Source organism: Pseudomonas sp. AC242 (genome assembly GCF_979258655.1).
The window spans coordinates 1144463-1164488 of the sequence record NZ_OZ409873.1 but is presented as its reverse complement, the minus strand read 5'-3'; the positions used below and the strand labels follow the sequence as shown (position 1 = coordinate 1164488).

Here is a 20026-nt window from a genome sequence, read left to right as displayed (position 1 = left end):
GCGTTTGGAAAAGGTGACCCGCCGTAAGGGCGGAACCCTAAGTAGCCGTTACCGCAGCAACGGATATACCCCCAAAACGCTCAAACAACATCCACCCCGACATGAATCGCATCATGCCGCCAAAACTCCAGATCACAATCAATCAACCGCTCATGCTGATCATAATTAACCCGAGCAATCCGCAACCCCGGACTCCCGACAGAAACTCGCAAGGCCGCCGCCGCATCCACCGACAATGACGTCGGCACAATCTCAAAGCGCACCCGCCCATAGTGCAAATCGTAATGCCGCGCATACAACTCGGTCATCGACTGATTCAAATCAAACTCAAGAATCCCCGGAAAAAACTGCGGATTCAAATAGTGCTCCACATACAACACCAACCGCCCATCAATGCGCCGCGACCGGCAAATCTGAATCACGCTCGACAACGCCGGCAGTTGCAACCACGCACACACCGCCGCCGAAGCCGGCTGCAAACGCGCCGAAATCACCTCAGTCGACGGCACCCGCCCCTGCGCACTGACCATCGCGTGAAAGTGACTTCTCTGCATCAGGTTGTAGGCCAGACGCGGCGGCGAGACGAACCAGCCACGGCGCTCCTCACGATAAATCTGCCCCTGCGCCTCCAGTTGCAACAACGCCTCTCGCACAGTAATCCGCGTCGTGCCGAACAACTCACTGAGCTTGCGCTCGGCCGGCAGCTTGCTGCCTGCCGCCAACAACCCGTGATCAAGCTGCTCCTGCAACACCTGGCCAATCGCTGTCACCGCTTTTGTTGCCTCATCGCGCATCAACGTTACCTATCTGGACTAGACCAGCACTGTTTCGGGGCAAAACCGCACGGCGATCAAGCCGTTTCCTGATATTGCAAGCCTAGGCAGTGCAGATGACCGAGAGATGACAAAACTACCGAACGGTCGTCCTCACGACTTGCAATACATCGGCCAAGTCCCTTGCTCTGCGGGCCTTTGAGCATGGTCTACGCTTATCTGGCAGCCGCCAATACCGGGCAAACAAGAGGCCTGAAACAAGGCCGCCGACATCAAAGTGTCATCCAGCCCCCTTAAATTGGCTCAGGTATTGCTGACCTAGACCAACACACACCGCAATCGCAGCGTTGAACACGACCAAGGAGCTTCGGAATGAAACAGCTTTTCCTGGCAACACTGTTAGGCTCGACCATTGCAATGTGCACCTCCGCCATGGCGGCCGGCACCGATCTGAAAACCCTCGAAGCCGCTGCGAAAGCGGAAGGCGCCGTCAACAGCGTCGGCATGCCCGATGACTGGGCCAACTGGAAAGGCACCTGGGAAGACCTGGCCAAAACCTACGGCCTCAAGCACATCGACACCGACATGAGTTCGGCCCAGGAAATCGCCAAGTTCGCCGCCGAAAAAGACAACGCCACCGCTGACATCGGCGACGTCGGTGCGGCCTTCGGCCCGATCGCGGTCAAGCAAGGTGTGGTGCAACCGTACAAGCCAAGCACTTGGGATCAAGTCCCGGACTGGGCCAAGGACAAGGATGGCAACTGGGCGCTGGCCTACACCGGCACCATCGCCTTCATCGTCAACAAAAAGCTCCTGCACGGTTCCGAAGTTCCGACCAAATGGGCAGACCTCAAGGGCGGAAAATACAAGGTTTCCATCGGTGACGTGAGCACCGCCGCCCAAGCCGCCAACGGCGTTCTCGCGGCGGCACTGGCCAACGGTGGCGACGAGAAAAACATCAAACCCGCCCTGCTGCTGTTTGCAGACATCGCCAAGCAAGGTCGCCTGTCGATGGCCAACCCGACCATCGCCACCATGGAAAAAGGCGAAATCGAAGTCGGTGTGGTCTGGGACTTCAACGGCCTCAGCTACAAAGCCAAGATGGCCAACCCGGATGACTACGTGGTGCTGATCCCGTCCGACGGTTCGGTGATTTCCGGCTACACCACGATCATCAACAAGTACGCCAAAAACCCTAACGCCGCCAAGCTGACCCGCGAATACATCTTCAGCGACGCCGGCCAGACCAACCTCGCCCGCGGCAACGCCCGTCCGATCCGCGCCGAGCACCTGCAACTGCCGGAAGACGTCAAGGCCAAACTGCTGCCGAACGAGCAGTACAAAAAGGTCACCCCGATCAAAGACGCCGATGCGTGGGAGAAGACTTCCAAGGCCCTGCCACAGCAGTGGAACGAAGAAGTCATCGTAGAGATGAAGTAATCCTTCATCTGTAGGAGCTGCCGCAGGCTGCGATCTTTTGATCTTGCCCTTTAAAAGCAACATCAAAAGATCGCAGCCTGCGGCAGCTCCTACAGGGGTTGGTTCCAGTTTTGTTTTCGGAGTTTTTGCCCCTATGAAGCACAACGTCATCCTTGTCGTGCTCGACGGCCTCAACTACGAGGTCGCGCGTCACGCCATGGGGCATCTGCAGGCTTATGTTGGCGCAGGACGCGCCGCGCTCTATCAACTGGAGTGCGAACTGCCGGCCCTGTCCCGACCGCTTTATGAATGTATCCTCACCGGCGTGCCGCCGATCGACAGCGGCATCGTCCACAACAATGTCTCGCGCCTGTCCAACCAGCGCAGCATTTATCACTACGCCCGCGACGCCGGCCTGAAAACCGCAGCAGCGGCGTATCACTGGGTCAGCGAGTTGTACAACCGCTCACCGTTCGTAGCCGCGCGCGACCGCCATACCGATAATCTGTCGCTGCCGATCCAGCACGGGCATTTCTACTGGAGCGATCACTACCCGGATTCGCACCTGTTCGCCGACGCCGAAAACCTGCGCCTGCGCCACGATCCGAATTTCCTGCTGATCCACCCGATGAACATCGACGACGCCGGGCACAAACACGGTCTCGATTCTTCGCAATACCGCAACAGCGCGCGCTTCGCCGACATCATCCTTGCCGACTATCTGCAGAACTGGCTCGACGCTGGCTATCAAGTGCTGGTAACTGCCGACCACGGCATGAACAACGATCGCTCACACAACGGCCTGCTGCCGGAAGAACGCCAGGTGCCGCTGTTTGTCCTCGGTGAAGCCTTCAGCCTCAACGCCGATGCCGCACCGAAACAGACGGAAATCTGCGGCACCGTCTGCGAACTACTCGGCGTGCCCCACGACAAACCTGTGTGCCGGGAGTTGCTCAAGTGAACTCAATAATTCGCGGCAAATGGCTGGCGACGCTGTGCGTGGTGCCCTTCGCGCTGTTCTTTATCGTCTTCGAAATCGCCCCGCTGACCTGGGTGATGATCAGCAGTCTGCAATCGGAAGAGTTCGGCTGGGGCTTGGCCAACTTCAGCAAGATCTTCAGTTCGAAGTTCTACTTGCAGGCGATCCAGTACAGCCTCGAAATCAGCTTCTGGTCGAGCTTGTTCGGCATCATCATCGCCGTACTCGGTGCGTATTCCCTGCGCCGGGTCGACTCGAAACTGCGCAATTTCGTGAATGCCTTCGCCAACATGACCAGCAACTTTTCAGGCGTACCCTTGGCCTTCGCGTTCATCATCCTGCTCGGTTTCAACGGCAGCATCACCATCATGCTCAAGCAGTCGGGGATCATTCAGGACTTCAACCTGTACTCGAAAACCGGGTTGATCATTCTCTACACCTACTTCCAGATTCCCCTCGGCGTGTTGTTGCTCTACCCGGCCTTCGACGCTTTGCGTGAAGACTGGCGCGAGTCCGCCGCACTGCTTGGCGCCAATGGCTGGCAGTTCTGGCGGCATATTGGTTTGCCTGTGCTGACGCCTGCATTGCTCGGGACGTTCGTGATTCTGCTGGCCAACGCCCTCGGCGCCTACGCCACTGTCTATGCGCTGACTACCGGCAATTTCAACGTGCTACCGATCCGTATTGCAGCGATGGTCTCCGGTGACATTTCCCTCGACCCGAATCTGGCCAGCGCCCTGGCCGTGGTGCTGGTGGCGTTGATGACCATCGTCACCGTCGTGCATCAACTGCTGTTGAAGAGGAGCTACCATGTCTCGCGCTGAATCCGGCCCGGCCGGCCTCTACCACCGCGTCGTGGTTTATCTGTTGTTCGCCATCCTCTTGCTGCCACTCGTGGGCACGCTGGTCTATTCGATCGCCAGCAGTTGGTCAGCGACCATCCTGCCCAGCGGTTTCACCTTCAAGTGGTACATCCAGTTGTGGAGCGATCCGCGTTTCCTGCACGCATTCGGCCAGTCATTGCTGGTCTGCGTTGGCGCGCTGGTGCTTTCAGTCGTGCTGATCCTGCCGCTGCTGTTCGTCGTGCATTACCACTTTCCGAAACTCGATGCGCTGATGAACATCCTCATCCTGCTGCCCTTCGCGGTGCCGCCGGTGGTGTCGTCGGTGGGACTGTTGCAACTTTACGGTTCCGGGCCGATGGCCATGGTCGGTACACCGTGGATTCTGATCGGCTGCTACTTCACCGTGGCGCTGCCGTTCATGTACCGGGCGATCACCAACAACCTGCAAGCGATCAACCTGCGCGACCTGATGGACGCTGCGCAACTGCTTGGCGCCAGCACCTTTCAAGCGGCGTTTCTGGTGGTGCTGCCGAATCTGCGCAAAGGCCTGATGGTCGCGTTGCTGCTGTCGTTCTCGTTCCTGTTCGGGGAGTTCGTTTTCGCCAACATTCTGGTCGGCACGCGCTACGAAACCCTGCAGGTTTATCTGAACAACATGCGCAACAGCAGCGGTCACTTCACCAGTGCGCTGGTCATCTCGTATTTCTTTTTCGTGCTGGTCCTGACCTGGATCGCCAACATCTTGAACAAGGACAAAAGCGAATGAGCTATGTCAGCGTCCAACACCTGCAGAAAAGCTACGCCGGCACGACCGTGTTCAGCGACATCGACTGCGAAATCAACAAGGGTGAATTCGTCACCCTGCTCGGCCCCTCCGGTTGCGGCAAATCCACACTGCTGCGTTGCATCGCCGGCCTGACACCGGTCGATGGCGGCAAGATCCTCCTTGATGGCGTCGATATCGTGCCGTTGAGTCCGCAGAAACGCGGGATCGGCATGGTGTTTCAGAGCTATGCGCTGTTCCCCAACATGACCGTGGAACAGAACGTTGCCTTCGGTTTGCGCATGCAGAAGGTCAATGCCGACGACAGCCATAAACGCGTTTCCGATGTGTTGAAACTGGTTGAACTGAACGACTTCGCCAGCCGCTATCCGCATCAGTTATCCGGTGGTCAATGCCAGCGGGTGGCCCTCGCCCGTTCGCTGGTCACGCGTCCGCGTCTGTTGCTGCTGGACGAGCCGTTGTCGGCGCTCGACGCACGGATTCGTAAACACCTGCGCGAACAGATCCGCCAGATTCAGCGCGAACTGGGCCTGACGACGATTTTCGTTACCCACGATCAGGAAGAAGCGCTGACGATGTCTGATCGCATTTTCCTGATGAATCAAGGAAAAATCGTACAAAGCGGCGATGCCGAAACCCTCTACACCGCCCCCGTCGATGTGTTCGCCGCCGGCTTCATCGGCAACTACAACCTGCTCGATGCCGACGACGCATCAAAGCTGTTGCAGCGCCCGATCAACCACCGCATCGCGATTCGCCCGGAAGCCATCGAGCTGAGCCTGGAAGGCGAACTCGACGCGCAGATCCGCAGCCACAGTCTGCTCGGCAACGTCATCCGTTACCGCATCGAAGCGCGGGGCGTGGAACTGGTGGTGGATGTGCTCAACCGCTCGGCGGCCGATCTGCATCCCGACGGTCAGCGTCTGGCGCTTTCCATCGATCCGACGGCCCTGTGTGAGGTAGCCTGATGACTTTGCTGACGTTGAAGAGAGAACTGCACTGATGGCTCTGGCAATTTTTGATCTGGACGAAACCTTGATCCACGGCGACTGCGCCACCCTCTGGAGCGAGCAGATGGGGCGCCTGGGCTGGGTCGATCCTGAATCGTTCATGCGCAAGAACAACGAACTGATGGACGCCTACAGCCATGGCAAATTGCGCATGGAAGACTACATGGAATTCAGCCTGGAACCGCTCATCGGCCGCACACCGGAAGAAGTCGAGCATCTGGTTGGCCCGTGGGTGGAAGACTTCATTGAACCGATCATCTTCAGCGACGCGACCAAAACCATCGCCGCCCACCGCAAGGCCGGCGACCGCATTCTGGTGATTTCGGCGTCGGGGACGCACCTGGTCAGACCGATTGCCGATCGATTGGGCATTGATGAAATTCTGGGGATTGAACTGGAAGTCGCCCATGGCGTTTACAGTGGGCATACCGTTGGCACCCTGACCTACCGCGAAGGCAAGATCACCCGCTTGCTGGAATGGCTGGATGCTGAAGAAGAGAACCTGGAAGGTGCGAGTTTCTATTCCGACTCGCGTAATGATTTGCCGTTGTTGCTGAAGGTGGATTTCCCGCACGTGGTGAATCCGGATCCAGTGCTGCTGGAACATGCCGAAAAGGCCAACTGGCCAATCCATCTCTGGAAATGACAAAGATTTAATCTGCACAGGCAGGCTGATATTCCAAACCTGAGTTCGACCCGATGCATCAGGTCGATGTAGCCCGGTAGAACAACCCGGTCAGTCCCCTCTCCCTTTGGGAGAGGGTTAGGGTGAGGGGCTTTTTGCCTTGATCTCAGCTCAGACTTTCGTCAATCACCAATACCAGTTTGCCCGCCACCGTATTACTCGCCAGTTCCGCAAACGCCGCCTCGGCATCCTTCACCGCAAACGCCTTGGCCAACTGCGGACTCAAGCGCCCCTCAGCAAACAACGGCCACACCTGCTGACCCAGATCACTCAACAGATCCGCCTTGAACTGATCGTCACGACTGCGCAACGTCGAGCCCAGCAGTTGCACACGCTTGGCCAACACCTGCGCCAGATCCAGCTTCGCCTCACGCCCGCCCATCAAACCGATCAACACCCAGCGTCCATCCAGCGCCATCAGCTTCAGGTTCAGCGCCGAATAATTACCGCCGACCGGGTCGAGAATCACGTTGAACGGCCCAAAATCGCGCAGGCTCTCCAGATCATCGGTGCGCACCACCCCGCCCTGCGCACCCAGCGCTTCACAGTAGGCCAAACGCTCAGCCGAACCGACGCTGACCCAACATGGATTGCCAAACGCCTTGCACAACTGAATCGCGGCTGAACCGATTCCACTTGCGCCGGCGTGCAAGAGAACTTTCTCACCCGGTTTGAGCGCCGCAAGTTGAAACACATTCAGCCAGACTGTTGCATAAACCTCGGGCAATGCGGCCGCCTCAATCAGCGAGACGCCTTCGGGAACCGGCAGCACGTGCCGCCCGTCGACGACCACCTCTTCGGCCATGCCACCCCCGGCCAGCAAGGCGCAAACCCGATCGCCGACCTGCCACGCACTGCCCGCGCCGACCTCGCTGATCACCCCGGAACACTCAAGACCGAGCACTTGGCTGGCCCCTGGCGGTGGCGGATAAAGCCCTGCTTTCTGTAATAAATCGGCGCGATTGAGGCCCGCTGCCGCCACTCGGATGCGGACTTGTCCTACATCACACGTAGGACTCGGCTCTTCAACCCATGCCACTTGACCGTCAACGCCTTGCAATGCCTTCACAGTGCCTCCATAGTGAGTCTGGACTGAGCCCGAAGCTGTAGCGCCGGGCTTTTTGCATTATGCGACCGGCTCTCGTAGAACCGGCGACTTCAAAGACGGCCTAATATGCGTTATCAATTGTCCCCGCGTCGAATCAGCATGAAGCATTTGCTCCCCAGCACCGCCCTCGCTCTTTTCATCGGTATCGGTTTGTTGCCGGTGTCGGGCAATACATTCGCAGCCAACAGCTGGGACAAATTGCAGCCTGATCGCGATGAAGTCATCGCCAGTCTGAACGTCGTCGAGTTGCTCAAGCGTCACCACTACAGCAAGCCGCCGCTTGACGATGCCCGCTCGGTGATCATCTACGACAGCTACATAAAGCTGCTGGATCCGTCGCGCAGCTACTTCATGGCCAGCGACATCGCCGAGTTCGACAAGTGGAAGACCCAGTTCGACGACTTCCTCAAAAGCGGCGACCTCAACGCCGGGTTCACCATCTACAAGCGCTACCTGGACCGCGTCAAGGCGCGTCTGGACTTCGCCCTTGCCGAGCTGAACAAAGGCGTCGACAAGATGGATTTCAACACCAAGGAGACCTTGCTGATCGATCGCAAGGACGCCCCTTGGCTGAAATCCACCGCAGAGCTGGATGACCTGTGGCGCAAACGCGTCAAGGACGAAGTCCTGCGCCAGAAGATCGCCGGCAAAGAGCCGAAGCAGATTCAGGAAACCCTGACCAAGCGCTACAAGAACCAGTTGGCGCGCCTGGACCAGACCCGTCCGGAAGACATCTTCCAGGCGTACATCAACACCTTCGCCATGTCGTACGATCCGCACACCAACTATCTGTCGCCGGATAACGCGGAAAACTTCGACATCAACATGAGCCTGTCCCTCGAGGGCATCGGTGCCGTGTTGCAGAGCGACAACGACCAGGTGAAAGTCGTGCGTCTGGTGCCGGCAGGCCCAGCCGACAAGACCAAACAGGTCGCCCCGGCCGACAAGATCATCGGCGTTGCCCAAGGCAACAAAGAAATGGTCGACGTGGTCGGCTGGCGTCTGGATGAAGTGGTCAAGCTGATCCGTGGTCCGAAAGGCACCGTGGTGCGTCTGGAAGTGATTCCGGCGAGCAATGCACCGAACGACCAGACCACCAAGATCGTGCCGATCACCCGTGAAGCGGTGAAGCTCGAAGACCAGGCGGTGAAGAAGTCCGTGCTCAACCTGAAACAGGACGGCAAGGACTACAAACTCGGCGTCATCGAGATTCCAGCCTTCTACCTCGACTTCAAGGCGTTCCGTGCCGGTGATCCGGACTACAAGAGCACCACTCGCGACGTCAAGAAGCTGCTCACCGAGCTGCAGAAAGACAAAGTCGACGGCGTGGTCATCGATCTGCGCAACAACGGCGGCGGTTCCCTGCAGGAAGCCACCGAGCTGACCAGCCTGTTCATCGACAAAGGCCCGACCGTACTCGTACGTAATGCCGATGGCCGTGTCGACGTACTCGAAGATGAAAACCCGGGCGCGTTCTACAAAGGCCCGATGGCACTCTTGGTCAACCGCTTGTCCGCCTCGGCTTCGGAGATTTTCGCCGGCGCCATGCAGGACTACCACCGCGCGCTGATCATCGGTGGCCAGACCTTCGGTAAAGGCACCGTGCAGACCATTCAGCCGTTGAACCATGGCGAACTGAAACTGACCCTGGCCAAGTTCTACCGGGTTTCCGGTCAGAGCACCCAGCATCAGGGCGTGTTGCCGGACATCGACTACCCGTCGTTGATCGACACCAAGGAAATCGGCGAGAGCGCACTGCCGGAAGCCATGCCGTGGGACACCATCCGCGCGGCAATCAAACCGGCGGCCGATCCGTTCAAGCCGTACCTGGCGCAGCTCAAGTCCGAACATGACACACGCACCGCCAAAGATGCCGAGTTCGTGTTCATCCGTGACAAGCTGGCCCTGGCGCAGAAACTGATGGAAGAAAAAACCGTCAGCCTTAACGAAGCCGAGCGTCGCGCGCAACACACCGATATCGACGCCAAGCAACTGGCCATGGAAAACATCCGTCGCAAAGCCAAAGGCGAAGAGCCGCTCAAAGAGCTGAAGAAAGAAGACGACGACGCCCTCGCGGCCGCCGAGCCGGACAAGGTCAAACCAGAAGACGATGCCTACCTGAGCGAAACCGGGCGAGTACTGCTGGATTACCTGAAGCTGAGCAATCAGGTGGCCAAGAAGTAAGGTGATGGCAATTTAATGCTGACGATCCCCGGATCGTCATCGAACAGTCATCATTCTGTCGTGCAATAAAGGACTGGGAGCCACTCTCTTCATCGAGAGCGCTCCCAGTCCTTTTTTATCGCCAGAGATAGCCATGACCACGACCGAACAGCTGAGTGCCTTGAGCTCGATCCTGACTCAAAGCGGATTACACAGCTTGTTCCAACCGATCATCTGTCTCTCCGAACGCCGCATTCTCGGCTACGAAGCGCTCACGCGCGGCCCGTCAAATAGCCCTCTTCACTCGCCCATCGCGCTGTTCGCCGTGGCCCGTCAGGCCGGGCGTTTGAGCGAACTCGAGATCGCCTGCCGCCAGAGCGCTTGCCGCCGCTTCAACGAGCAGCAACTGCCGGGCAAACTGTTTCTCAACGTCTCGCCGGAATCCTTGCTTGAAGCCGCCCATCAACCGGGGCGCACGTTGCAGTTGCTGCAGGATTTCGGCATTCCGCCCAGTCAGGTGGTCATCGAGCTGACCGAACAGACGCCCATCGACGATTTCCAGTTGCTGCAAACCGCCTTGCATCACTATCGGGCGATGGGATTTTCCATTGCGCTGGATGATCTCGGTGCCGGTTACTCAAGCCTGCGGTTATGGTCGGAATTGCGCCCGGATTACGTGAAGATCGATCGGCACTTCATCGATGGCATTCATCAGGACGCGCTGAAGCGCGAGTTCGTCGGCTCGATCCTGCAAATCGCCAAAGCCTCTCGCGCACAAGTCATCGCCGAAGGTATCGAGTTGCCGGAAGAACTCGCGGTGCTGACGGAAATGGGCGTCGATCTGGTGCAGGGCTACCTGCTTGGCCGCCCCCAAGAACACCCGCCCCGCGACGCCCGCGCCTTGATGCCCAAACACGACAGCAGCAGCGTTGCGCTGAACGACGAAGGCAGTGATCTCAGCGCCCTGCTCAACGACCAACCGGCCGTGCATCGCGACACACCGACCGCCACTGTGCTGGAAGCCTTCCGCCGCCAGGCCAACCTCAACTCACTGGCGGTACTCGACGAACAAGGCCAACCCTGCGGCATCGTCCACCGCCACTCGTTATCGGATGCCCTGCTCAAACCGTTCGCCACCGACCTGTTCGCACGCAAACCGATCAGCCGTCTGATGAACGACGATTTCCTCGCCGTGGAAATGAGCCAGTCACTGCAACAAGTCAGCCGCCTGATCACCAGCCGCGCGCGGCAACGCATTGAAGAAGACTTCATCATTACTCTTAACGGCGGCTACCTGGGTCTTGGCCGGGTGATCGACGTGCTTAAACTGATCACCGAGTTGAAGATTCAACAGGCGCGGTATGCCAATCCGCTGACTTTGTTGCCGGGGAATGTGCCGATCCAGCAATGCCTGACGCGGTTGCTGCAGCAGGGGCGCGAGTCGGTCATCTGCTATGTCGACATCGACAGTTTCAAACCCTTCAACGATATCTATGGCTACGGGCGCGGCGATGAAGTTCTGCTGTGTTTGGCGCAATGCCTCAACGAACGCGTCGACCCGTCCCGCGACTTCGTTGGTCACATTGGTGGCGACGACTTCCTCCTTGTCCTCGGTCCGGACGACTGGCGCAAACGCCTCAATCAACTGCTTGATGACTTTCAGAGCCAATGCCGACGTTTCTACCGTCCCGAACACCTTGAGGCGGGATGTTTTATTGCGCCGAATCGCCAAGGGGTGCGGCAGGAGTTTCCGCTGTTGTCACTGTCCATTGGCGTGGTGCATTTGCACCCCGAAGCCTGCGCACACCTTGATGCTAGCCAACTCGCGGAGATGGCTTCGCAGGCGAAGCATCATGCTAAGAATGTTCCGGGGTATAGCGTGCATGTGATTGATAGTCTCACTGCTCCAGACCTCCATCCATCGCAACTAGCCGGCCAACGTTGATTTCTTCAACTTCGCGAATTAGCCAGATCAATAAAAATCACCATTGTGTTTGATCTTCAAGACTCGCCCGAAGTAAATCATCCTTCCATGACTCACTTACGACTTCGTATATATGTTCAAAAAAACCACGAGCGTCTATTATTTGTGTTTCGTCCCATGCGAGCACTCTCGGATCTTCATAGTCACTTTCAAACTCTCCAGAAAAATCAAAACAAGCATCCTGCAAATGGCTTTCAATGAGATTGTAAATCAAATATCTATGACGATAGGTTAAATAATCAAGCTCAGGAACAATGAAATTTTTAATTATTTCTTGTCGATCATCATACTTATTTGGATCGTAATCCCACAATACCTGACCAAGCGTCTCTTCCCGATCATAAATCGATATCCCACTCAGAACGTTAGAGAGCCGGGGCTCATATGGCAACCTTGTAAATGGTAGCATCAACATAAGTTCACCTATCTTGGAAAGCCAGTAAATGGTCGTGTAACATCTCTCTTATCAAACTTCACTTCTGCCCCATCCAAGCTATCTATATAACGAGGATTACTTAGATCTCTTGTATTGGGCTTGTAGCCACGGCCTGCCCCTGGCAGTTTCATCCTAACAATAGGGTTTTGGTCAGCATCATATCCTGTCGGCTCAGGATTTTTTTTATGCATTCTAGATAAAGCAAAATGCAACGCTCGAAACTGCATCATCCAACTACTGAATTGAGAACTCGGCCCCACAATTCCCCTAACGCCTTTTTTTGTTGGATGCGAGCCGTCTATTGACCTCTGCTTTAAAGCTGCATCATCAATTTCTGGCCCATGTTTTTCTACTGAGTGCATTCTGTATTGTCTGTTCCAAGCTAGTACCTGACGCTTAGCTTCAGCTTCATTTTTCGGCCCATCTTTGCCAATAGCCGGAACGATAGGCAACCCTTGATTTGCGCTAGGGCTGTTAGCTTGAATTGGTACTGAGCACTTCTGGTTCTTATTTTTTTGGGGCGGCGGACAGTTAGAGCTCAACCCCAACGGATCCACCCACCCCGTCGGGTTCGGCACGTACTGGTACTGATTCAGCCCACCGGCCAACTTGATCGGATCCGGCGTCAGATACCGCCCCAGCCTCGGGTCGTAGTACCGGTGCCGGTTGTAATGCAGGCCACTTTCCGCATCGAAATACTGCCCCTGAAAGCGCAGCGGCTGGTTCAGGTAATCCTCGCCGGCCAGGGTCAGTGCGGCGATTTTGCCGTAGGCGTCGTATTGCGCGGACCAGACAATGTCGCCGCTGTAGTCGGTGAGTTCCTGCGGGGTGCCGAGGTGGTCGAGTTGGTAGTAGAACGGGCAGGCTTTTTGCGGGCCTTTGCCGTCGAGCAAGGCGAGCGGGCGGAAGGTGCCGGGTTCGTAGACGTAGCTGCGGTATTCGCTTTCGCTGCTTTCGGCGACGAGATGCTCGCCTTGCCAGAAGAATTCGGTGGTCTCGCCGCCGACGGTTTTACTGATGCGCCGGCCGAAGGCGTCGTAGCGGTAGCTGGCGGTTTGGCCGTCGGGGCGGGTCAGGCCGATCAGGCGGTGTTGGCTGTCGTAGCGGTATTCGGTGACGAGTGTCTGGGCGCGGCCGCGACGTTCGCGGATCAGGTTGCCGAAGGCGTCGTAGTCGTAGTGGCGGTCGCCCTGCATCAGCAGGCGGTTGCCTTTGATCTGGCTCGGGCCGGGGCGGTCCTGCATCAGCAGGTTGCCGGCCGGGTCGTGGGCGAAGGATTCCGGCAGTTCGTCGCGCGAGTGGCGTACGCGGATGAGGCGGTCGAGGGCGTCGTAGCCGTAGGTGCGCTGGCCGTGGCGGCTGTCGGCGATGTGCGCGAGATTGCCGTTGGCGTTGTAGGCATAATCGCGGCGGTACAGCGCATCACGCTGATGGCCTACGGCGTGGGCGAGTAATCGGCCCTGATCGTCGTAGGTATATTCGCTGAGCAGCAAACCCTGCTGGCGTTGCCGTTCGCGTCCGGACTGATAGACATGACGGGTCAGCGGCGTGCCGTTGAGGTCGATGTCGGTCAGCGCGCCACCCTTGGCGTGGCGGTAGTCGAGCACGCTGTTGTCCGGCAGGCGCATGCGCTTGAGCTGGCCGCAGGCATCGTAGCGGTAACGCAGGGAGCCCCAGCCTTGATGCTCGGTGATCAAGCGGTCCTGACGGTCGTACTCGAAGGCCAGCGGGTGTTGCTGGCCGTCGTCGACCCCAATCAAACGGCCGAGGCGGTCGTATTGGTAGGTGACCTTGATGCCGTCGGGCAGGGTTTTGGCCAGAAGACGCCCGGCAGCATCGCGCTCATAAGCGGTAAGCAAACAAGAGCCGTCATCACCGAACTCGGTCTTTTCCAGCAGATGGCCGTTGAGGTCATAGGCGTACGCTGTACGCCGACCGTCAAAATCACTTTCCTGGCGAATCAGCCCGGTCGGCGTGTAATCCAGCCGGTACTTTTCCCCGGACTCGTTTTCAATCTCGGTGAGCAGCAGTTGCGCATGGTCGTAGCGGTACTGCACCTGCGTGCCGTCGGGGTTGATCCGCCGCGAGACCAGGTGCAGATCGTCGTCGTATTCGTAGCGGGTGATGCGCCCGAGTTCATCGCGCTCGGCAGTGACCTGACCGTAGGCGCCGTAGCTGTAGGCGCGGGTGCTGCCGGTAGGAAATGTCGTCTGGATCAGTCGGCCAACCGCATCCCAATGCTGACGGGTGACCGCACCGTGTTCGTCGGCGGTTGTGGTCCGCCGCCCCAGCGCGTCGTAGGAAAAACGCCGCACGCCACCGTCGGGCAAGGTCTCTTCGATCAACTGACCGAGGCTGTTCCAGACCAACCGATGGCGGCTGCTGTCCGGGTAACGGATCGACAGCAACTGGCCACGAGTGTCGTAGTAGTAATGGGTGACCTGGCCATCGGGATCGACCGCTTCGGTGACATCGCCCTCGGCATTGCGCCGGTAGATCCACACCGCGTCACCGCGAGAGCGTTTATGCAGGAAACCGTTGCGATACTCGTAGGACGTTGGCGCGTCAGCCGGCGGAATCAGCGCGCTCAGCCGTCCGACCTCGTCGTAGCGGTATTCGGTGACCGCCCCCAAGGCATCCTGCTCGGCAATCAACCGCCCCGCAGCGTCATAGGCCTTGAGCTGTTCGCCACCATCCGCCGAGACTTTACTCACCAGCCGCGCACGCTCGTCGTGCACGTAAGTCTCTTCGGTGCCATCGACGTAATGCACTGCGACGCTGCCGTCGTCATTCCAGACGTAACGCGTGTCCATCTGCGAAAACGATGCCCAGTGGCGCACGCACCGCGCCGATTTCCCCGAGCGTTCCCACTCCCAGAAGAAACTCGCCCCGCCCGCCAGTTGCCGCTGCAGGATCACGTGGGCGTCGTCGTAGTCGTAACGCTCGCTGTCACCGACGGCGTTGCTGGCCTCGATCAGGTGTTGATAAGCGTCGTAGCGGTAACTGACCAGCGCCTGTTCAGTGCTCCAGGCACCGTCGCGAAACACCTGGTAATCCACACCGAGCAACTGCGCGCGGTCATAGCGCAACAACAGCGAACGCCCGGCGCCGTTGTCCAGTCGCTGCACCCGGTCAGAGCGATCGCGCTGCACCGTCAGACGGTTGCCATAGCTATCGCTGATCGCCGTCAGCCGTCCTGCGCGAAAGTGATAGAACCGCGCCGTGTCCCCGGCCAGCGCGAGGATCAGCTCCTCCGGTTCATCCCCCAGAAAGATCGCCGCCCGCGACAGACTGTTGTGAATCGCCGGTCTTTCAACGCTCGGCAACGGAAACCGCGTACGCCGGTTTTCGTGATCGACCCAAACAACCTCATCAGCGAAAAACTCCAGCCGATGCGCCAGCGAATGACTCCAGCCAAACCCCAACCCGACATCGATTTCGGCGGCACTGCTGCGATACAACCGCGTGAACTCAAACGGCAACACGCCATCGAGCACCGCATCAGTCAGGGTCAGCAGTTCTTCACCGGTGACCATCGATACCGGGCAGCCATTGGTGCAGGTGAAGGGCACGCAATCGGCGCTGTCGCCGTTGGGGTTTTTCGCCTGATCCGGCGAGTCGTCGTGATGCTCGTCTTTCTTCAACAAGGTGTTGCGCTGCGCATTCCAGCGCAATTGCATCCGGCCCTTTTTCACCCCGGTGGCGATGCCTCGGGCGGCAACGCTTTTGTATTGATCGACGTATTTGATGAACCCTTCGACGATGCCGAACATCGCCTTCACCAAACGCTTCACCGCCGACAGCAATTGCACGGCGCGATCCGCCAGACGCAGCGTCAGATAAGCGATGCCTGCGCCACCACTGACGAACGTCAAGACGACGCTGATCAGCACATCGATAAGCAACTGCACCATCATCATCGACGCCGCTTCAGCAGTTTTGCCGGCGACTTCACTGGGCGGCAGCATCTCAAGCCAAAGGCTGGCAGTGCGCAGCAATAAGCACAGTGCAGCTTCGTCACTGACCAGCAGTTGCAGCTTCTCCATGACCTCGGGCGCAGTTTTCGCCAGCTCGATCAGATCTGCCGCGCCACTGCCCAAGCGCTCAGCAAACTGGCCGGGATCCTTGAGAATGTCCGAGAGCAAACCAATGCTGTCCCACACCCCCTCGATGGCCGCCCAGCTCCCGGCGAGCATGCCGTTGCCTGCCGCCGTCGCCACCGACTGCGACCACTGCGGCTTGAAACTCTTCCATTCACTGCGTAGCCAGCCATCCAGCTCAGCGGTCAGGCCGTCATAAGCTTTGAAAAGGTCCTCGACCTGATCCGGAGTGACATCGCTGTGCACCTGCACCCGGTAGAACCTGCCAGGTATTCCTTTGAAAGAGCCCTTGCCTTGCTCATCAAGGGTGATAGGGGTGGTTACGCCACCGTCCATGGCGATCACATCGACCACGATGTTGCCCAGCGGAATGTCGTAGACCGACTCGAACTTGCTCTCGATCTGCATCAACCCGCCCTTCGGGCACTGGACGACACCTGAGAAAAATTCGTTGTCGGTGCTGCTGACGGCAGTGCTATCGGAGCCGAAGCGAATGATCCGCTCCATGCCCATCAGCGACGGCAGATCCGCAGCGTGGCTGACCTTGTCCGCCGCGTGACTGGCCCAATGCTTGAGCTGTTCGCGGTAAATACTGAGGGTGGCGGGAAAGCTGTCGAGTGCTTGCTCGATGCGGGTGACGGCGTCCATCAGCGCACGCGGGTGTGCGAAGTGGACTGAATAAGCGGATCAAACATGAGCGTTCCCTCGCGCAAAAATTAGGCGCGGGAACTGTGCGGGGGATCAATCAGGAAAGAAGTCAGGCAAGTAGGCGATGACTGTAGGACTTATCTGTAAAGCATCACCAGCAGCTAAACAGGTGCACAGAAACGCAAACGCGGCGTGAGGAAAACCTCACGCCGCGTTTATCGTGCGGACACAAATGGATTTACTGCGTTGAATCCCGAGCGCTCAGCTCTTTCAATTTGAGCTCAGCCAACGGATGCCCGGCTTTGGCAGCCATCCCCCACCAGCGTGCGGCTTCGACAGGGTCCGGGAGTTTACCCAGCGTCCCGGCCAGACTGATCACACCGACCTGATAAGCCGCTTTGCCATCGCCTGCGAGCGCCGCCAAGCGCAACAGGCGCACACCTTCTTCACGCGCGCCCAAGCCGACACCGCGAAAGGTCAGGATGTGCCCATAGAAGCTCTGCGCACCGACATCGCCAAAGTTGGCCATGCGCGCAAACTGCCCTTCGAGCCAGCGCCAGCCACGCGGTTGTCGAACGAACCATGACCAGTGAAACAGCCGACGGGCCAGCCAGTAACTGGCCCGCGCCTTGAGTCGTAAAAACACTCAGGCCTCCGCCGATTCCGGGTACTCGTATTCAAAAACACGGACAACTTCCGAAGCATGCCAAGAGGCCGCAGCAACACCATCGGACGGCCCGGAAAAACGCCCCAGACGTTCAACACACTCAAAGAAACCGGTACGCGGCAGGCGACTGGCACCTTGGCTGATCACCAGTGAACTGCGCAACGGTTGTTCGGCCTTGGCATCCAGCGCGGCCAGATGCTCAAGCGCGGCGGTCAAGGTTTGCATGGCCGGTGTCGGCAATTGCAAACGCTCGAGCAAGGCCCGATAAGTCAGTAGATGGCGCTGACGGCGCGCTTGATCCAGTTCTCCGAGCAATCCGTCCCAATGTTGACGACTGATGCGTACGCTCACGATTCATCCCTCCACCCTGGCACCGTCAATTCCCAGGCCAGGCTGCGGCGAATCGCGGCGTCGGGCTGACGCTCGCCACTTTCGATCATGGCCAGATAAGACGGGCTGATGCCTACCGTGCGGGCCAACGCCTCAATGGCGATGCCCTTCCCTTCGCGCAAACTGCGTAGTTGATCCAGACCTGGAAGAATCGTGTCTGGTGAGGCCGCGAGCGGCGTAGGTGCCGGACGCGACGGTGTTTCATTAATGCCTGCTGCTTTTAGTAGAGCCTGATACTGAGCCCACGGCAGAACCGCGTATTCGGGTTCGCCATCGCGTGCAATTATCTGAATATCCATGACTACCCCGTAGGACAACAACACTTAGCGAGTCGGCACTTTTCCCTAGAAGTGTAATCCTAACAGCGGCCAAGGTCGCGGGGGGTATCTATCTGTAGGCGGGTGTTGAGGAATCAGGTTTTTTTCGGCCCCTGAAGTTGCAGTTGCTCGGGGGTATCCGGCAGGCGTTCGACGACTGCGAGCTTTTCCGGTTGCTGACGATTGCGCCACAGGCGAAAGGCATTGAGCTCATCGTCGAGGGTTTTCATCAGCCAGGCGAGGACGGCGATGTCGTCGAGCATGCCGAATACGGGAATGAAATCCGGAATCGCATCCACCGGGCTGAGGAAATACATCAAACCCGCCACCACCGACACCAGCGCTTTGCCACTGATGGCGCGGTACTCGCCGCGCCAATAGGCCAGGCACAAAGCCTGGAGTAAACGTAAATCGTCCTTGAGTTTACCGAGGCGATTGCCCTGCGCAGCGCCTTTGCTGGCAACCGCAAACAATAAGGTCGGCAAACGGCCGCGTGCGAGCAGGCGGCCGGCCAAGGGCAGGAATCGAGCAAAATTCCACGGAGCTTTCATCTATTCCTCCCGTTGAAATGTTATCCACACAAATTGTGGATAACCTTGTGAACAGAGCTGCATTTCAGCGCTGAAAGCCCCGTTTCATAAGGGCTGCGCTCAGATCGGGCGTTTTTTACTCACATAAAAAACCCCAATATTTCATTGACTTGGCTGCTCAGGGCGGCTAGCGATGGCAGTCTCATTGGCTATGACTCTCCCGACCGCCATCGGTTCGCTCTGTTTACCCTTGCCAGGGTCCAGATGCAACAACGCCCCGCATAAGCGAGGCGTTGTTGTTGAAGCCTTTACCAATTACTTGGCAGCAGCGGCTTCTTTGGCTGGATCCTTGATGGCCAGCAGTTCCAGGTCGAAGACCAGAACCGAGTTGGCCGGGATTGCCGGGCTTGGCGACTGAGCGCCATAAGCCAGATCGCTAGGGATGTACAGTTTGTACTTCTCGCCAACGTGCATCAGTTGCAGACCTTCAACCCAACCCGGAATCACGCCGCTTACCGGCAGATCGATCGGGCTGCCGCGCTCGACGGAGCTGTCGAATACGGTGCCGTTGGTCAGCTTGCCGGTGTAGTGAACAGTCACTACGTCAGTCGGCTTGGGCTGTGGGCCGTCGGCTTTCTTGACCACTTCGTATTGCAGGCCGGAAGCAGTGGTGGTTACACCCGCCTTCTTGCCGTTTTCTTCGAGGAACTTCTTGCCAGCCGCAGCCGACTCTTCGCTCATTTTGGCCATACGCTCTTCAGCACGCTTTTGCAGCGCGGCGAAGGCTTCGACCAGTTCTTCATCTTTCAGCTTCTGTTCTTTCTTGCCGACGGCATCTTCGATGCCCTGGGCTACCGCTTTGGAGTCCAGATCATCCATGCCTTCCTGAGCCAGGCTCTTGCCCATGTTCAGGCCGATACCGTAGGAAGCTTTTTGCGCCGGGGTTTTCAGCTCTACGCTGGTCTGCGAATCACAACCCGCGAGGACCAGGCTAACCAGGGCAACCGCCGCCGCCAACCGATGCTGTTTCATGCTATTTCCTTGTTCATGCGCCGAAAGGGCAATCGAGTAAAGCCGCGAGCTTATCAGGCCGCCACGACCAATGGCTACCGGCATGAGAGCAGGAAACTTCCGATAAGTTCAGGGATTAAAACGCATCGAGGCGAAGCGACGATGAAGCTTCTGTCA

Annotated in this window: 17 protein-coding genes; 8 read left to right on the top strand and 9 right to left on the bottom strand. The window is 58.1% G+C overall.

Going from position 1 to position 20026, the window contains the following annotated elements; all coding sequences use genetic code 11:
• Window positions 1-80: 80 nt before the first annotated feature.
• Complete coding sequence (locus tag ACZZ0A_RS05325) at window positions 81-794, bottom strand: UTRA domain-containing protein (protein ID WP_007916338.1); 714 nt, start codon at window positions 792-794, stop codon at window positions 81-83.
• A gap of 351 nt (window positions 795-1145) precedes the next feature.
• On the opposite strand from ACZZ0A_RS05325, the gene ACZZ0A_RS05320 reads away from it, so the two are divergent.
• The 6 genes from ACZZ0A_RS05320 (at window position 1146) to ACZZ0A_RS05295 (ending at window position 6456) form a co-directional block, all read left to right on the top strand.
• Window positions 1146-2213, top strand: a complete 1068-nt coding sequence (locus ACZZ0A_RS05320; RefSeq protein ID WP_007916337.1) for an ABC transporter substrate-binding protein — start codon at window positions 1146-1148, stop codon at window positions 2211-2213.
• 133 nt (window positions 2214-2346) lie between these two features.
• Window positions 2347-3153 (top strand): alkaline phosphatase family protein, encoded by an 807-nt coding sequence (locus ACZZ0A_RS05315; RefSeq protein ID WP_007916336.1) that lies wholly within the window; start codon window positions 2347-2349, stop codon window positions 3151-3153.
• Window positions 3150-3995 (top strand): ABC transporter permease, encoded by an 846-nt coding sequence (locus ACZZ0A_RS05310; protein ID WP_463542610.1) that lies wholly within the window; start codon window positions 3150-3152, stop codon window positions 3993-3995. Before ACZZ0A_RS05315 ends, ACZZ0A_RS05310 begins: the two co-directional genes overlap by 4 nt.
• Window positions 3982-4782, top strand: a complete 801-nt coding sequence (locus ACZZ0A_RS05305) for an ABC transporter permease (RefSeq protein WP_007916333.1) — start codon at window positions 3982-3984, stop codon at window positions 4780-4782. Before ACZZ0A_RS05310 ends, ACZZ0A_RS05305 begins: the two co-directional genes overlap by 14 nt.
• On the top strand, window positions 4779-5768 hold the full coding sequence (locus ACZZ0A_RS05300; RefSeq protein WP_463542609.1) for an ABC transporter ATP-binding protein: 990 nt from the start codon (window positions 4779-4781) through the stop codon (window positions 5766-5768). The genes ACZZ0A_RS05305 and ACZZ0A_RS05300 overlap by 4 nt, the downstream gene beginning before the upstream one ends.
• A gap of 34 nt (window positions 5769-5802) precedes the next feature.
• Window positions 5803-6456, top strand: coding sequence for an HAD family hydrolase (locus ACZZ0A_RS05295; protein WP_007916329.1), 654 nt, complete (start codon window positions 5803-5805; stop codon window positions 6454-6456).
• A gap of 145 nt (window positions 6457-6601) precedes the next feature.
• Here ACZZ0A_RS05295 and ACZZ0A_RS05290 read toward each other — a convergent pair whose 3' ends face one another.
• Window positions 6602-7564, bottom strand: a complete 963-nt coding sequence (locus ACZZ0A_RS05290) for a zinc-binding dehydrogenase (RefSeq protein WP_007916328.1) — start codon at window positions 7562-7564, stop codon at window positions 6602-6604.
• Between the two features lie 138 nt (window positions 7565-7702).
• Between ACZZ0A_RS05290 and ACZZ0A_RS05285 the strand changes: the two genes are divergently transcribed.
• Together ACZZ0A_RS05285 and ACZZ0A_RS05280 are read left to right on the top strand one after the other, a co-directional pair.
• Window positions 7703-9787, top strand: coding sequence for a carboxy terminal-processing peptidase (locus ACZZ0A_RS05285; RefSeq protein ID WP_176472379.1), 2085 nt, complete (start codon window positions 7703-7705; stop codon window positions 9785-9787).
• A gap of 133 nt (window positions 9788-9920) precedes the next feature.
• Window positions 9921-11711, top strand: coding sequence for a bifunctional diguanylate cyclase/phosphodiesterase (locus tag ACZZ0A_RS05280; RefSeq protein ID WP_463542608.1), 1791 nt, complete (start codon window positions 9921-9923; stop codon window positions 11709-11711).
• A 37-nt stretch (window positions 11712-11748) separates the two neighbouring features.
• Here the strand turns inward: ACZZ0A_RS05280 and ACZZ0A_RS05275 are convergent, their stop codons facing one another.
• The 7 genes from ACZZ0A_RS05275 to ACZZ0A_RS05245 all read right to left on the bottom strand — a co-directional run bounded on the left by ACZZ0A_RS05275 (window position 11749) and on the right by ACZZ0A_RS05245 (window position 19870).
• Window positions 11749-12165, bottom strand: a complete 417-nt coding sequence (locus ACZZ0A_RS05275; protein ID WP_463542607.1) for a hypothetical protein — start codon at window positions 12163-12165, stop codon at window positions 11749-11751.
• 8 nt (window positions 12166-12173) lie between these two features.
• A complete protein-coding gene (locus ACZZ0A_RS05270) occupies window positions 12174-16934 on the bottom strand; it encodes an RHS repeat-associated core domain-containing protein (protein WP_463542606.1) in 4761 nt (1586 codons plus the stop codon).
• A gap of 238 nt (window positions 16935-17172) precedes the next feature.
• Window positions 17173-17580 carry an SEL1-like repeat protein gene (locus ACZZ0A_RS05265; RefSeq protein WP_463542605.1) on the bottom strand — a complete coding sequence of 136 codons (408 nt, stop codon included), beginning with the start codon at window positions 17578-17580 and terminating at the stop codon, window positions 17173-17175.
• The gene (locus ACZZ0A_RS05260; protein WP_003223109.1) at window positions 17581-17952 is read right to left on the bottom strand and encodes a hypothetical protein; all 372 of its coding nucleotides are present in this window, start codon (window positions 17950-17952) and stop codon (window positions 17581-17583) included.
• Window positions 17949-18290: a helix-turn-helix domain-containing protein gene (locus ACZZ0A_RS05255; RefSeq protein ID WP_007919748.1), complete on the bottom strand. Its 342-nt coding sequence runs from the start codon at window positions 18288-18290 to the stop codon at window positions 17949-17951. The genes ACZZ0A_RS05260 and ACZZ0A_RS05255 overlap by 4 nt, the downstream gene beginning before the upstream one ends.
• A 113-nt stretch (window positions 18291-18403) precedes the next feature.
• Entirely contained in the window at window positions 18404-18859 is a 456-nt protein-coding gene (locus ACZZ0A_RS05250) for a YkvA family protein (RefSeq protein WP_007919749.1), read from the bottom strand.
• 294 nt (window positions 18860-19153) lie between these two features.
• The gene (locus ACZZ0A_RS05245) at window positions 19154-19870 is read right to left on the bottom strand and encodes an FKBP-type peptidyl-prolyl cis-trans isomerase (RefSeq protein WP_007919751.1); all 717 of its coding nucleotides are present in this window, start codon (window positions 19868-19870) and stop codon (window positions 19154-19156) included.
• Window positions 19871-20026: the final 156 nt, after the last annotated feature.